Consider the following 14,780-nt stretch of genomic DNA (forward strand, 5'->3'; position numbering starts at 1 on the left):
CCCCATGTGAGAGTAGGTCATCGTCAAGATTAAATTCCGAAACCCCTATCTGCGTATGCAGGTAGGGGTTTTGTTTTAGTAGAAGTCACCAGTTTTCACTGGCACGTTAAAGTTCTAACGGGCTGGTTACAGAATTTCTTGACGACCATAGAGCGTTGGAACCACCTGATCCCATCCCGAACTCAGAAGTGAAACGATGCATCGCCGATGGTAGTGTGGGGTTTCCCCATGTGAGAGTAGGTCATCGTCAAGATTGAATTCCGAAACCCCTGTCTGCTAACGCAGACAGGGGTTTTGTCGTTTCAGGGGTACTGAAAAGCCCGTTGTGGAGCCTCTCCACAACGGGCTTTTTCACGCCTTACGCAAACAGCTTCAGCACATTGTTCATCGCATCATCGGCAAAACCCTGTACGAAGTCCTTGAAGCCCGGCAGTGCCTCGGCGGTGCCCTGCGCCGGTTCGGCGATGATGGTCCAGGTGGCTCTGGACTTGTCCGCATCCAGTGGTTCAACGCTCATCGCGGCCCACAGATTGGCCACACCCAGGGTGTTGTAGATAGTGGTCCAGGTCATGTGCCGTGCCTGGTCGTCCCGGGAGTTGAGCTGCTCGACCACCAGGTTGCCGTCCTTGAAAAACTTTTTGCGTAGCGATGACATGCCTTCGCCGGTCATCTCTATATGCGACAGTGCCGGGATGAAGCGATCGAAGCCGGCAAAGTTACCGACTACGGCCCATACCCGAGTGGCATCGGCGGGCACGTCCACCGAGGACACCACGTGGCAGCCTTGAGGGTTTTTGATCAGGGTGTCGGGTTGCAGAATACTCATGGTTTTGCTCCGTTTGGTTGCGTCAGATGAAATTGATTTCTTTGAGGTAATCGCAGCCGCGACGCAGCAGCGCCGGGGACTTTTGCGGGTAGTGCGCGCCCATTAGCCGAACACCGGCCTGGGCGTTGTCGTGGCCGATCATCGAGATATCGCCGATGTCCTCCTCGAAACCGTTGAGGTAGAACCCCAGCACGCCGAACAACGCGTTGTCGCTGTCGACCCGACCCAGTTGCTGTTGCCAGTCGGCGATGCTGACCATCGTGAATTCGCGGCCTGCCTCGCGGAAGGACGCCACGTAGTTGTCCCAGCTCAAGGGCTCGGGGTTGTGCAGGTTGAATACCGCTTGTTCCGGTTGATAACGACTGGCGTGGAAGGCGATGAATCGGGCGAGAAAGTCCACCGGCATCAAGTCGAAATTCAAGGTGAACTCCGGTACTTGGCCAAGCTGGATCGAGCCCTTGAGCATCAGCATCAGGCGATTCTTGTGCGGCTGACACACGCCCGTGAGGCTGTTGAAGCTGATGTTGCCGGGACGGTAGAGATTGACCCGCACACCAAGCTCCCGTGCCCGTTCGAGGATTCGCTCGCCGACCCATTTGGACAAGTTGTAGCCGTTCTTGATGTAGATCGGTGGTGTGAGTGCGGCCGGCAACTCGAGCACTCGGCCATCGGCGGATATCGTGCTGGAGGCCGAGAGCGTCGAGACGAAGTTGAAGATTTTTTTGCTGCGTCCTTCGCACAGGCGCAAACATTCGAAAATCGGCTCGACGTTGTCCCGGGCGAGCGACTCGTAATCGAGGACGTGATTGACGTTGGCCGCGTTGTGCACCAGAGCGCCAAACTCCTGATCCAGCCGCTGGTAAACCTCGGGCGCCAAACCGAGTTCCGGCCGTGTGACGTCTGCCGTGTAAACCCGCACCCGGCTCATATCCAGATGCTCCAGACGGTTCTCCCGTAACGCCTGGGCAAAGCGCTCGTTTGCCGATTGCCCGTTGCCGTCGCGAACCAGACAGGCGACTTCACTGGCGCCCCAGGCCAGCAATGCCTCAACGATGTGTACACCGACAAAACTGTTGGCACCGGTGACGATCACCTTGTGCACATCGCCCATGCGGCTGACGGGCATTGGCTGAATATCCAGTTCGCGGAAGGCATCACGCATGGCCTGTTCGCTCAGCACTTCTTCGCTGCCGAAGCCGCGTACCAGTGTCGCCAGTTTCTCGAGGGTGGGCATTTCGATGAAGCGGTTGATCGAGATGCTGCGCCCGAACTCCTCGCGCAGTCGCAGGAGCATGCGCGACAGGAGGATCGAGTGCCCGCCCAGATTGAAGAAGCTTTCGTCGGTGGAAATGTCGCTCGCCGGCAGCTCCAGCAACTGCGCCCAGATTTCCAGCAGCAGGGCCTCATCGGCGTTGACGGGCAGGCGCCTTGAAGGGTTCTCGGTGACGCTCACCGGCAGATCCAGCAACGCCTTGCGGTCGACCTTGCCATTGCTGGCGTAAGGCATGCTTGCCAGCTCGGTCCATGCAACAGGGTGCATGTAGTCCGGCAGGTGCTGTGTCGCGTGGGCCCTCAACGCCTGGCGAGCGCTGCCGGGAAGGTCCTCTCGGGGCTGGGCAAGGAAAGCCAGAATCCGCCGCTGGCTATCGATGATCACGGCAACCTGGCGATACAACTGGCTGTCGCGCAGGCAGCGCTCAATCTCTTCCGGCTCGACCCGGAAGCCGCGAATCTTCACCTGATTATCACGCCGACCGCACAGCTCGATCCCTTCAGCCGTCCACTTCGCCATGTCCCCGGTGCGATAGGCGCGCAGGGTCCGGCCATCAGGCAAGTTCAGTTCCAGATAACGCTCAGCGGTTTGCTGCGGGTTGTTCAGGTATCCCAGGCACACGCCCGGGCCGGCAATGTACAACTCGCCGACGGTCTGTTCGGCCACCGGTTGAAAATCGTCATCGAGAATCAACACCTGGCTGTTGGCGATTGGAGCGCCCAGCGAGCGGTTGTGGTCGCCTGGCTGGAGTTTGCGCGCGGTAATCAGCACCGTGGCCTCGGTGGGCCCGTAGAGGTTGTAGAGCTTGCCCTGACGGCTCAGCTGCTCGATGACCCACGGTTCGCAGACATCGCCGCCGGTCATCACACGGTCCAGACATTGCAACTGCTCCAGCGGCAGGATGCTTAACAAGGCGGGCGGTAAAAAGGCGTGGCTCAGCTGCCGATGACGAATCAGCTCCACCAGTTGCAGCGGATCGCGACGTTGGTCCTCGTCGGGCACGATCAGCTCGGCGCCTTGCAGCAGAGTCGGGAAGATGTCGATCAGCGATGAGTCGAAGCCCAACGAAGAAAACTGCAGCACCCGGCTCTGGCTGGTCAGCTGAACATAGTCGGCGTACCAGTGGGTGAAGTGCGCGAGGTTGGCCTGGCTGAGCAGCACGCCCTTCGGATGGCCGGTGGTGCCCGAGGTGTAGAGGGCCATGCATGGCGTATCGAGGTCGAGGCGTTGGCGCATCAACGGTTGAGAGAGATCTGCTGCATGGGCGTCGATGCTGCTGATGTCCAGCCCTGGCATCTCGTTCGCCAGGGGATGCTCGCCGTCATGCAGCAACAACACCGCGCCGGCATTCGTTAGGATGTACTGCTGACGTTGCAACGGATGGCTCGGCTCCAGCGGCAAGTACACCGCGCCGCTGCCCAGGATCGCCAGGATTCCCGCATACAGCGCGCTGCATTTGGGCAGGCAGATCCCGACGACTATCGGGCCTTGATGCTGATCCAGCAGCGGTCGAAGGCGTTGCTGGATGGCGCGGCTGTGGGCGTGCAACTGGCGATAGTCGAGGGTGATGCCATCGATGCTCAAGGCCGGACGGTCAGCATTCTGGATGCACTGTTGCTCCAGCCTTTCGATCATCGGCGTTTGCGCAAGTTGCTGCAGTCGTGGGTCGGCGGTGGCATTGAGGCGATGCACGAACGCGAGGCTGTCCAGGAACCGCAAACTCTCGATGCGCTCGAAGCGAACAGGTTCGGCGGGTTCGGCGAACCGAAAATAGTCGACATCGCGCGAGTAGCGGCTGACCAGCAGCGCCACGTGGTCAACCAGTGCTGTCATGGCCTGCCTACGCAACGCCTGGCCGTTACCCGACGGCTCATCGGCGATGGGTACACGGGTCAGCAGCGTTGAGCCATGGCTGCACAACAGGTCCAGCGAAGGCAGGCCGGACGCCTGCGGCAAGCCGAGCCCCAATTGCAATGTCAGCCGTGGCGCCTGAGCAGTGAACTGAAGCGACGTGCCATCGTCGATCAGCAGATCCACAGGCCCCGGCATTTCGTCGCGTGCGGATACCCGCGTCAGTGAGTGACCGTGTTGTTCGAGTTCCAATGCCAGCTCGGTCAGTGCCTGGCTTTGTCCGATGAGCAAGATGTCGAGACGTCTCATGATGGGCTCCTCGTCAAACCAGGTAGTCGCTGAGGGCGGTTTGTACGCACGGCGAATCGAGCAACGAACTACTGTGGAAAAACCGCACAATGTTGGCCACCAGCGGGTGATGGCGACTTATCGGGAAGGCCAGTGCCGATACTTCGTTCCTGAGGGCGTGGCGCGCCGAGTCGTTGATCTGCAGTGCGTCGATCAGGCAGAAGTCGAAGGATTTCTGGATGTCGTTGGTCAGGTAATGAGCAATGAACACCGGCAAGATCTGGGCGATGCACTGGCGGTCGTCTGCACTTGCGGCATGCCAGTAGATGCGTACCAGCCGTGCCCAAAAACCGGAGTGACGCCCCTCGTCCAGCAAGTGATCGGCCATCAGGCCCTTGATCGATTGCTTGACCGTGTCGTCCTTGGCAAACGCGGCGACATCACCGGTCACCGTGTTTTCGGCGATGGCCACGCAGATCAGTTCTACAGCGCTACGCAGGTGCTCCGGTGCGAGTGCCACGGCCGCCGGTATTGCTCGGCTCAGTTCGATTTCATCCGGCAATTCAATGGGGGTGATGCCGGTCAACGCGATGGTCTGTTGCATGAAATCCATCGCCACCAGTGCGTGATAATCCTCGTCCACCACGACAGTCATGGCGTCGTAGCGGCAGGCGAACGGGAACTCGACCGCGAAGCGATTCTTGGCGATGCTGCGGGCGGTTTTGTCGACGATCTCGGTTTCGAAGATCACCACATCGTTGATGAACTTGTAGAGGGTCTGCACTAGGGCGAAGTCGCGCTGTTCCGGGCATTGGCGCACAAAGGTTTCGCTCAGCACCAGCGGTTGGCGGCTCAACGGGTAGATCAGTTTGTCGTCGTTTTCCAGTACACGGCGCGGGCGGGTGCGGATGGTCGCGCGGCTCTCCCAGGCATCAGCGAAGGATTGGTAGTCTGCGGCGTTCATGCGCTCACCTCCGTGACGGATACGTTCATGCTCAGGCGCAACCCGTCCCACAGGGCGATACGACTTTCCACGGCTGCGATGGCGCTCGCGTACACGTCTTCCTGCCGTTGCGGGTCGCTATCGACGAGTCGCGACAGGAGCTTTTCCGCTGCCGGGCCGTGGTCCTCGGAATCGACCTCAATGTGCCGTTCGAGGTAGTAACGGAAGGTCGGCGCCTGCTCGATGCCGATGCCCCAATCGTCGAGGATGCGCTGGAACATCTGCGGGATAACGCTCTCGCGACCGTGCAGAAACGCCGCCGCCACACTGTGACCCGGTGCATGCAGTGCGGTGTGTAGCGTATGGCGAACGAAATCCGCGGCCGCCGGATCGACCTTGATGCTCTGCAAGGCCACGTCGTAGCTCACACCCTCTTGCTGCAGGGCCACGAAGCGTTCGATGGCAACGGTACAGGCGCCGACCTCGCGCATTGCATCCAGGTACAACTCGAAGTGGCTGTAATGACCCCGGGCCGGACGATCATCCGACTCCTCACCCAGTACGATCTCGTTGATCAACCGCGCGGCCTGGGGATCCTGCGGTGGCAGCCAGGGCAGTCGCACGCAGGTCAATTCCTGTTGCAGGCGCTTGGTCAGCGACATGAAGTCCCATACGGCAAACACGTGGGTTTCCATGAAGCGTCGCAGGACCGGCAGCGAATGTATTTCAGAGAAGATCGGGTGCTCGCTAAGTTCTGATTTTTTTTGAAGCAGACGTTCTTTAGTTGGTTTCATGGATGAGCCTGTAAATGATCCGGGGTGAGCAGTAATCAAGCACTGAAGTTCGCTGGAAGTTTTCTCCTGGCGAACGGGTACCTCAAACGTATTGATCTTTTTCAGTGCTATTGATGCCGAGTAGCTGAGGTGTTACTGCCGTTTGTGGTTGGCGGCGAAGAAAAACTAATACACATATAAAGTGTTGATCAAGTTGTTTTGTTATTATTTCAATATTCAACTTTTTCGAAGATGACAAGTTCCAATAAAACTTTTTATATTGGTTTTATTTTGGCGTAGTTACTCCTTCCGGCTTATGTAAGTCAGAATTAAATAAAGAGTGAATGCCTCACTCGAAGTAACTTTTTACGGGCGTCGTTGTGGGTGTCTGAGGGGGTGGAAGCGGGTCGCGAGTGATGCCGATCCTTCCGTTCCCGTGATGAGGCTCCTTCCTTCGCTTCTGGGGGCAGAGACTGCTCCATTCGCACGGAGCGTCACCCGTTTTTTGTCCTGGTTATCCAGAGTGGGCGTAAATCGAGGTGGCCGCCATTACTGAGGCAGCACGCAAACGTTGCAATGGTCGGGTTTTAAGGCGGCGGGGCGTTGGGGCGCGGTATGGCGCCGCAAGGGCGGTGTGGTATGGGGGCGGGGGATTTGTAATCAAATCATTCGCGGAGCATTTGGGGGGGGGGGAATGCGCGGCAAGCGAGGAAAACCCTTCGTTACATTCCCCGGGCTTGCCGCCGCGGGCTACTTCGACCTGTTCCTGGCTTGGACTTCAGGGCTGTTGAGGTAGCGCGTAATGACCTCGACCCCTCGGTTCAGGTGATGCTCGAGCAGCTGCACGGAGTGTTCGACGTCCCGGGCTTTGGCTGCCTGCAACAGTGCCTTGTGGTCATCCTGGGAGAGTTTGCCAAGGCCCATGGCTTCCAGGTTGAAACGCAGGAACCGTTCTTCTTCGATCAGGCCGTCTTCGACCAGTTTCAACAGCCGGCGATTCGGCGCCCGGGTGTAAAGCGCCATGTGGAACAGGCGATTGAGCCGACCGATTTCGGTGTAGTCGCTTTCCGTTTCCAGTGCATCGATGTAGCGGGCAGCCTGTTCGAGATCTTCGTCCTGGAGCAGTGGTACCGAGAGACGCAGGGCTTCGGATTCCAGCAGGATGCGCAGCGCGTAGGTTTCCACGGCATCGCCCTGTACCAGCGGCGCGACCACGGCGCCCTTATGGGCAACCACATTGAGCAACGATTGTGCTTCGAGTTGGCGCAAGGCTTCGCGTACAGGCATGCGGCTGACGCCGAACAGGTCGGCGAGGTCTTGCTGGCGCAAGGCCGCACCGCAAGGAATGCGCCCGTCGAGTATGGCCGCGCGCAGGGTTTCTTCGATCACCGAGCGTGCCATGTGTGCAGGAATCGGCCCGTTGACCTTGATACTGCTGAGAGGGTTGGGCTTTTGTGTCACTAAACGCACCCTGATTGATGGAATATTTTTGGATCCAAATGACACTAGTGACTGGCTGACTGCTTGTCAAACAAGCTCTGGAGTGCCTTTCTTCCAGTTTAGCGCGCCGCCAGTGATCTCACCGTGCCATTGTCTTTTTCCGGGCTAACCTTCACCATTCGAACGACTCCCTCCTGCCTATCCAGGATGCCTCGCATTGGTGGCAAGTTTAACGATCCCCCGGGTTTTACGCTGGCTGTGCAGCGCATTGCTGCTGACTGGCGTGATGCTGGGCAGCTTGAGCGCCGATTGGGATTTTTCCCTGATCAGCCGGCGAGCGCAGGCATTGTACGGACCTTTGGGAGAAGGTCAGCAGCGCATTAATGATTGGCAATACTTGTTGACCAGCCAGAAGCAGATCGGCGAGTTGGAACAACTCAATGTGGTCAATCGCTTCTTCAACAAACAGCTGCGGTATGTCGAAGACATCGATCTGTGGCATGAAGTCGACTACTGGGAAACCCCGATCGAAGCCCTCTGGAAAGGCGCCGGCGACTGTGAAGACTACGCTGTTGCCAAGTACTTCAGCCTGCGTCACCTCGGTGTAGCCAGTGAAAAACTGCGGATTACCTACGTCAAGGCACTGACCCAGAACCGTGCGCACATGGTGCTGACCTACTACTCGAGCCCGGAAGCCGAACCTCTGGTGCTCGATAGCCTGATTGATGCAATCAAGCCGGCCAGCCAGCGGAAGGATTTGCTGCCGGTCTACTCTTTCAATGCAGAAGGGTTGTGGTTGCCGGGTGCCAAGGGCAACAAAAAGGTCGGCGATACCAAGCGTCTGTCGCGCTGGCAGGATGTGTTGAAGAAAATGCAGGCCGAAGGATTCCCGGTCGAGACGACTAACTAGGAGCAGGTGCTCAGATGTCTTTGTTCAAACAGCTGTTGATTGCTATCTGTCTGTTCCTGGTGGTCGCCTTCACCGGCAGTTTCATGGTCAGTCTGGAGAGCTCGCGCACTCAGTACGTCAACCAGTTGCGCTCCCATGCCCAGGACGCGGCGACGGCGCTGGCGCTTTCCCTGACACCGAATATCGACGACCCGGCGATGGTCGAGTTGCTGGTCAGCTCGATTTTCGACAGCGGTTACTATGCGAGCATCCGCGTGGTCGATCTGAAGACCGACCAGACCCTGGTTGAGCGCACGGGCATTCCAGCGGTCAACAATGTTCCGGACTGGTTCGTCAAACTGATCGGCCTGGAGCCTGCCGGTGGTGATGCGATTGTCAGCCGCGGCTGGGAGCAGGCTGCCCGGGTCGAGGTGGTCAGCCACCCGATGTTCGCGCTGGCCAAGTTGTGGCAGAGCGCTTTGGGCAGCCTGAGCTGGTTGCTGCTATGCGGTGCGGTCAGTGCGGTACTGGGCGCATTGTTGCTGCGTCAGCAATTGAGACCGCTGGATTACATGGTCAAGCAATCCCACGCTATCGCCCGGCGGGAATTCCTCAGCCTGCCAGAACTGCCGCGCACCCCCGAACTTCGCCGGGTAGTGCAGGCCATGAACCAGATGGTCGAGAAGCTCAAGGCACTCTTCCAGGAGCAGGCCGAACGCAGTGAAAAACTTCGGGTCGAGTCCTATCAGGACTCGTTGACCGGGTTGGCCAACCGGCGTTATTTCGAGATGCAATTGAATGCGCGGGTAAGCAACCCGGAGCAGGCCAGTTCCGGTTACCTGCTGCTGTTGCGGGTCAAGGATCTGGCCGGTCTCAACCAGCGCCTTGGTGGTCAGCGCACCGATGAAGTGCTCAAGGCCGTCGGCGAGCAATTGTCCCGCGAGTGCGCCAAATACCCGGAAACCCAAAACCTGGTCACCCGTATCCGCGGTGGCGAATTTGCCGTACTGGCACCGGGACTGGTGCGCACAGAAGCGCTGCAATTGGCACAGAACCTCGACAGCGCCTTGGCCAGTCTTCACGCTACCGGCGCCACCGATGTGGCTGCCGTAGCCTCTATCGGCCTGGCGCCTTTTGCTCACGGCGACTCGCCGCAAGCCGTGCTCAGCCTCGGCGATCAGGCACTGGCGCAGGCCGAAGGCCAAGGCGAACAAAACTGGGCCTGTATCGAGCACAGCCTTGCGGCCAGTGTCGGCGACGATCACCACGCCTGGCACCTCATGCTCGACCAGGCGCTGACGCAGCAACGTTTCGAGCTGTATTTCCAACCGGTCGTGGCCGCCCAGGACACGCAACTGGTGCTGCATTACAAAGTGTTGTCGCGACTGCTCGACGAACACGGCCAGACCATCCCCGCCGGGCGTTTTCTGCCTTGGCTGGAGCGCTTCGGCTGGACTGCACGTCTGGATCGGCTGATGCTCGAGCGGGTATTGGAGCAAATGAGCGGGCATGAGGAATCGCTGGCGCTGAACCTGTCGTCGGCTACCCTGGCCGATCCACAGGCGCAAAACAAAATCTTCGAGATACTGCGCTCGCACTCCAACCTCGGCCCGCGTCTGACCCTGGAAATTGGCGAAGAGCAACTGCCTGATCAGGCAGTGCTGGAGCAACTGACCCGGCGCCTGCGCGAACTGGGGTTCTCCCTGAGCCTGCAACGTTTCGGTGGCCGCTTCAGCATGATCGGCAACCTGGCCCGGTTGGGTCTGGCGTACCTGAAAATCGATGGCAGCTACATTCGGTCGATTGATCTGGAGAGTGACAAACGCCTGTTCATCGAGGCGATCCAGCGAGCGGCGCACAGCATTGACTTGCCCCTGATTGCCGAGCGGGTCGAGACAGAAGGGGAGTTGTCGGTGATTCGCGAGATGGGGTTATACGGTGTACAGGGCCAGTTGTTCGGCGAGCCAAAACCCTGGGCCTGATGTGATCGTTCCCACGCCGTGCGTGGGAATGATCGCAGGGGCGCGTCAGATCAGCCCGGTCTCCTCATCATCGATCAATTGGCTCAAGCCACCCAAGGCTTCACGGGCCTGGTTCCGGTCCATGAGCTTGGCCTGGGCCGCCGTCGGCAGGTCGGTGACGCGGATCACGCCTTTCTGGGTCAGCACCTGAATCAAGTCGTCGAGTACCCGGATCATTTCCAGGTCACTTTGCTTGAGCTGTTTGAGGCTGATTTCCACAGCCGCGTTGGCAAACCAGGCCTGGATCTCATGATTGTCGGCCGCCAGCGTTTCCGTGGCCTCAGCGTAGGCGGCGGGTTCCACGCGTACCAACAGGCCCTGCGCATCGCGTTGCACGTAAAACATTGAGCATCCCTCAGAATTGAACCAGCGTCATGCTGTCAGCAGCATAGGTCAACTGCATACCAGTATGTGGCGCAGCGACGAAATCGTCACCGGGCAGCGGATGCAAACGTGACGGCCGCCCCATAGGGAGCGACCGTTATCACGCATCAGCTGTTGTTGTGATCGATCTTGATGGTCGGGTCGCTACCGGCAATCAGGTTGTGCAGGTTGGCGCTGGACCAGTTGTTGCCTTCCAGTTTGATCGTCACGTCCGGTGTGGCGGCGGCCGCATTGCCCGAGTTGAACTGGCCGGTTGTGCTGACTTGCAGCGACGACACGCCATCGACCGTGGAGATCTTCAGGAAGTTGTCGATGGTGCTGCCGGTTTCACCCTGCAACAGATCGCGCAGGTCGATCCGGTCGCCTTCGCTGGCCTTGAAGTCCTTGATCACGTCGTTGCCGGTGTCGCCCGCTTTCCAGACGAAGGTATCACCACCGGAACCACCGATCAGGATGTCGTTGCCCTGTCCACCCATCAACGTGTCGTTGCCGGTACCTCCGAGCAGGATGTCATTGCCCTTGCCTCCGTCGAGGGTGTCGTTACCGCCCAAACCGAACAGGATGTCATTGCCCGCCCCGCCCAGCAGGGTGTCGTTGCCGTCATGGGCACCGGACACATCGAACGCGTTGTAATGCTCGGTGATGTACTGGTGCACATTGCTGGTGGTGACGTTGCTGACGTCCACACCGGATTGCTGCGCCACGAAGGCTTGCATTGCCTGGTAACCCTCGCCGGCAATGCCGTTGAAACTCACCAGATCGCCGAACAGAAGGTCGTTGCCGTCACCACCGCTGACGGTGTCGTGACCCGGCATCGTCGCTTCAGTGTGGCCGATGATCGAGTTGGCCAGGTCCTTCGGATCAATGTTGGTTTGTGGCGATTGATTCGAGTCGTACGGCTTCAGGTCGTTGAGGCTCACTCCGCTGTTGAGGCCAATCGCCTCGACATTCGACAGGTTGCTCAGCAACGTAAAGCTGCCGGTGGAGTTGCTGGTGGTGTCCCCGTCGGTGCTGTTGCCGTCGCCGTCACGACCCGAGAACTCGTAGGTACCGTCACCCTGGGCATGCAGATAGCCGAAGTCCTTGGATGACCAGCTACTTCCGTTTCCGTTGCCGTTGCCGTTGCCATTGCCATTGCCATTGTTGCCGTTGCTGCTCTTGGTCCAGACCGTCACATAGCCCGAGGCGGTAATGTCGATCTGGTGCGTGCTGTCGGGGAACAGGCTGATCGCTGTGCCCAGCTGATAGTTGCTGGTGGTGATCAGGCTATCGAGTGTTGTGCTGCCATACAGAGTCGGGTTGGTCGACTCGCCGCTCTGGTAGTAAGTCGGCTTGCCGTCAGTAATGAAATACGTGAGGTTCTTCGCCCCGATGTTGGCCACGGCGTCCGCACTCTGGAACCAGTTGGCCGTGGTTTTGAACACGTCCTCGTAGTTGGTGCCGCCACCGGATGACATCGAGTCCAGAGTCGCCTTCAACTGAGTCAGCGCATTCGGGTCTTTGAGGTTCACCGATACCGACTTGTTGACCTGGGTGTCGAAGTCCACCAGGAAGATGTTCACCGTACCCGAGTTGCTGCCCAGGCTTTGCTTGAGGGTGTTGAACACCGACGTCAGCTGGTCCTTGGCCGAGTTGATCGACGAGGAACTCATACTGCCGGAGCTGTCGACCATGAACGCGATGTTGTAGTTGGTGCCCGGCACCACGGTCAGGCCGCCGATGTCGGCGACGATGATGTCATTGCCGTCGGTGCCGGTGATGGTGTCATCGGCCGCCGTGGCGGTGCTGGCGTTGTAGATCGCCGGGTACACAGTCACGGGGATCTGCGAAGTGCTGCTGGCCGAACCACCCAGGGCCTCGGTGGAGGTCGAGGTTACGGTCAGGTTGAACTGGCCGTTGTAGTACGGTGGTGGAGTGACAGTCAGAGAGCCGAGGCTCCAGCCCGTCACGTTGGCCTCGCCATTGGTCGCGGTGACCGTGAAGGTATGTCCCGCGCCGTCGGTGAGCATCGAGCCGACCGGCATGCCGCTGATCTTCAGGCTCAGGCTTTCCGAGCCGTCGGTGTCGGTCAGCGCGGTGGTGATGGCGGACAATTTCACACTGGTGCCTTCGGCGCCGGTGTTGAGTTTGTAACCGTCGTAGTAGCCTTCGCCATTGGAGCCGTGCAAGTCGGACACGGTCACGCCGGCATTCACCAGATCTGACACGCTAGTGTAAATCGGTACGCCGGCACTGCTCAGGTCGATCGGCGTGCTGCCATTGACCGACAGGTTGACGTCATAGCTGCCCGGGCCGCTCTGGTTGTGGTGGTAGATGTCCAGGGTGTAGTAGCCGCTGGTGGTCGGGGTGTACGAACCATTGAGGTTGCCGCCCGCGCCCCACGTGATCGCGGCCACGTTCTTGCCTCCGATAGTCACCAGCAGGCTGTCATCGCCAACACCGCTGAAGGTATAGGTCTTGCCGGCTTCGAGGTAGATCAGGCCGGAGGTTTTCGACGCCGTACCGGCGGTCACGCTACCGTCGGACTGCACGTTGGTCACGGTGCCTTTGGAGTTCGGTGTGCCAGCGGCGTCGATCACATTTTTCAGCGTGGTCGAGTCCGCGCCGTTGCCGCTGGTGCCCAGGCCCGACAGACCGGTCCAGACTTCCTTGATCAGCCCGGTGGACCTCACGCTGTTGTCGGCAACGCTCAGGGTCGGAGTATCCGCCACTGGGGTGATGTCGATCTTGATCGTGCCGGTGTTGCCCAGCGCCTGGCCGTCGGTTGGCTGGAACTTGATCTGTGCGTAGTCGGTCTGGTTGTTGCCCAGGTTGGTACCACCGTATCCGTCCACGCCCGATTCGTTGGCATCCGGCATGAAGCGCAGTTTGCCAGCGTCGATGTCGGCTTTGCTGAAGGTCTGGTCGGCGGCGACATCTTTCCAGGTCGAGCCGTCCAGGTACTGCAGTTTACCCTCGCCCGGCAGCTGGGTGATTTTCACGCCCTGGCTGGTGGCCGGACTGTCGACGTCGCTGACGCCGAAGGTCGACCAGCCGAGGATCAGTGGCGTGTCTTCGGTGCCGGTGACGTTGACCGGTGCTGCGACCGGTGCGTCATTGACCGCCACCACGTTGACCGTGGTGGTCGCGGTGTTGGAGTAGTTGCTGCCATCGGTCACCGTCACGGTGATGATGCGCGGCACTGTGCTCGGATCTTCACTGTTGTTGGTGAAGGTGATGTTCTTGATCTGCTGCATGTAGTCGGCCAGCGTTGCGCTACCCGACAAGGTCAGGGTGACGGTGCCATTGGTGCTGTTGGCATTGATGGTGATGCCGTTGACGCTGTTGCCCAGGTTCAGCGCATCGCCGTCCTGACGATTGGTCAGCACGATGGTCGCGCCGGTCAGCAAGGTGCTGTCCGGGTCGGTGATGCTCAGGTCGGTATCGCCGATCGACACGCCAGGACCGGCAGTGTTTTCGGTGAACGTCAACTTGTAGTCGGCCCCGGTGGCGCCACTGGAGTTGTTGGCGTCGAGGTCCAGTACTGGTGGTGCATCGTTGTCGATAATCGAAGTGCTGACGCTGCCGTTGGACGCGCTGATCGCCAGGTTCTCGAAGTTGCCGCCGGTGGCCGAGTCGATCTTGACCACGAAGTTTTCGGTGCCTTCGGTGATCTTGTCATCGATGGTCGAAATGTCGAACGGCACGCTGCTGGCACCCGCCGGGATCTTCACGGTGTACACACCGGTGAAGTCAGAACCGTCGGCGGCGGTACCGCTGTAGACGATATTCAGCGTCACTTCGGTCTGGGCCGGGTGAGTCAGGCTGACGGTGTAACTGGCGGTCTGGCCTTCGGTTACCGAGGTGCTGCCGCTGATGCTGACAGTGGTGGTGTCCTGGAAGTCACTGACGCTGGTCGACGCGGGAGTCTTATCCGTGCCGATGGCTTCAAGGTTGCCGCCGCTGGCGGTCTTGATGGATTCGCTAACGGTTGGCGCGCCGATGTAGACGTCGTTGCCGACCGTCACCGGCAGGGTGCCGGAGCTCTGGCCTTCGGCGATGGTGATGACCTTGCCGCTGTCCAACGTCACGGTGACCGGACCGTTTTGTGCG

Annotated in this window: 9 protein-coding genes and 1 rRNA gene; 3 read left to right on the forward strand and 7 right to left on the reverse strand. The window is 59.5% G+C overall.

The annotated features are described in order from the left end of the window. Positions 1 to 137 precede the first annotated feature (137 nt). Positions 138 to 253: ribosomal RNA gene (gene rrf, locus AC1Q6Y_RS27795) — 5S ribosomal RNA — on the forward strand. A 105-nt stretch (positions 254 to 358) separates the two neighbouring features. Here rrf and AC1Q6Y_RS27800 read toward each other — a convergent pair. The 5 genes from AC1Q6Y_RS27800 to AC1Q6Y_RS27820 all read right to left on the reverse strand — a co-directional run bounded on the left by AC1Q6Y_RS27800 (position 359) and on the right by AC1Q6Y_RS27820 (position 7,415). Continuing rightward, positions 359 to 826, reverse strand: a complete 468-nt coding sequence (locus AC1Q6Y_RS27800) for an SRPBCC family protein (RefSeq protein ID WP_492625638.1) — start codon at positions 824 to 826, stop codon at positions 359 to 361. Between the two features lie 22 nt (positions 827 to 848). Continuing rightward, a complete protein-coding gene (locus AC1Q6Y_RS27805) occupies positions 849 to 4,259 on the reverse strand; it encodes an amino acid adenylation domain-containing protein (RefSeq protein WP_492625639.1) in 3,411 nt (1,136 codons plus the stop codon). 13 nt (positions 4,260 to 4,272) lie between these two features. Further along, positions 4,273 to 5,202, reverse strand: a complete 930-nt coding sequence (locus AC1Q6Y_RS27810) for a diiron oxygenase (protein WP_154910996.1) — start codon at positions 5,200 to 5,202, stop codon at positions 4,273 to 4,275. After that, entirely contained in the window at positions 5,199 to 5,975 is a 777-nt protein-coding gene (locus AC1Q6Y_RS27815; protein ID WP_218495515.1) for a DUF3050 domain-containing protein, read from the reverse strand. The genes AC1Q6Y_RS27810 and AC1Q6Y_RS27815 overlap by 4 nt, the downstream gene beginning before the upstream one ends. Positions 5,976 to 6,704: 729 nt before the next feature. Beyond that, entirely contained in the window at positions 6,705 to 7,415 is a 711-nt protein-coding gene (locus tag AC1Q6Y_RS27820; protein WP_090452367.1) for a GntR family transcriptional regulator, read from the reverse strand. Between the two features lie 196 nt (positions 7,416 to 7,611). Here AC1Q6Y_RS27820 and lapG point away from each other — a divergent pair, with 196 nt between their 5' ends. Continuing rightward, the gene (gene lapG / locus AC1Q6Y_RS27825; protein WP_492625640.1) at positions 7,612 to 8,304 is read left to right on the forward strand and encodes a cysteine protease LapG; all 693 of its coding nucleotides are present in this window, start codon (positions 7,612 to 7,614) and stop codon (positions 8,302 to 8,304) included. A gap of 14 nt (positions 8,305 to 8,318) precedes the next feature. Beyond that, positions 8,319 to 10,265 (forward strand): cyclic di-GMP receptor LapD, encoded by a 1,947-nt coding sequence (gene lapD / locus AC1Q6Y_RS27830; RefSeq protein WP_492625641.1) that lies wholly within the window; start codon positions 8,319 to 8,321, stop codon positions 10,263 to 10,265. Between the two features lie 45 nt (positions 10,266 to 10,310). Here the strand turns inward: lapD and AC1Q6Y_RS27835 are convergent, their stop codons facing one another. Continuing rightward, positions 10,311 to 10,649 carry a tryptophan synthase subunit beta gene (locus tag AC1Q6Y_RS27835; RefSeq protein WP_492588736.1) on the reverse strand — a complete coding sequence of 113 codons (339 nt, stop codon included), beginning with the start codon at positions 10,647 to 10,649 and terminating at the stop codon, positions 10,311 to 10,313. A gap of 146 nt (positions 10,650 to 10,795) precedes the next feature. Then, positions 10,796 to 14,780, reverse strand: a 3,985-nt coding sequence (locus AC1Q6Y_RS27840; protein WP_492625642.1) for a beta strand repeat-containing protein, incomplete at its 5' end; no start/stop codon positions are given.

It is taken from the genome of Pseudomonas sp. GW823-FHT06E10 (assembly GCF_058794995.1).

Bases quoted from the DNA above. Each gene is read 5' to 3' on its own strand.
- AC1Q6Y_RS27800 (WP_492625638.1), bottom strand. From the start codon at position 826: ATGAGTATTCTGCAACCCGACACCCTGATCAAAAACCCTCAAGGCTGC.
- AC1Q6Y_RS27805 (WP_492625639.1), bottom strand. From the start codon at position 4,259: ATGAGACGTCTCGACATCTTGCTCATCGGACAAAGCCAGGCACTGACC.
- AC1Q6Y_RS27810 (WP_154910996.1), bottom strand. From the start codon at position 5,202: ATGAACGCCGCAGACTACCAATCCTTCGCTGATGCCTGGGAGAGCCGC.
- AC1Q6Y_RS27815 (WP_218495515.1), bottom strand. From the start codon at position 5,975: ATGAAACCAACTAAAGAACGTCTGCTTCAAAAAAAATCAGAACTTAGC.
- lapD (WP_492625641.1), top strand. From the start codon at position 8,319: ATGTCTTTGTTCAAACAGCTGTTGATTGCTATCTGTCTGTTCCTGGTG.
- AC1Q6Y_RS27835 (WP_492588736.1), bottom strand. From the start codon at position 10,649: ATGTTTTACGTGCAACGCGATGCGCAGGGCCTGTTGGTACGCGTGGAA.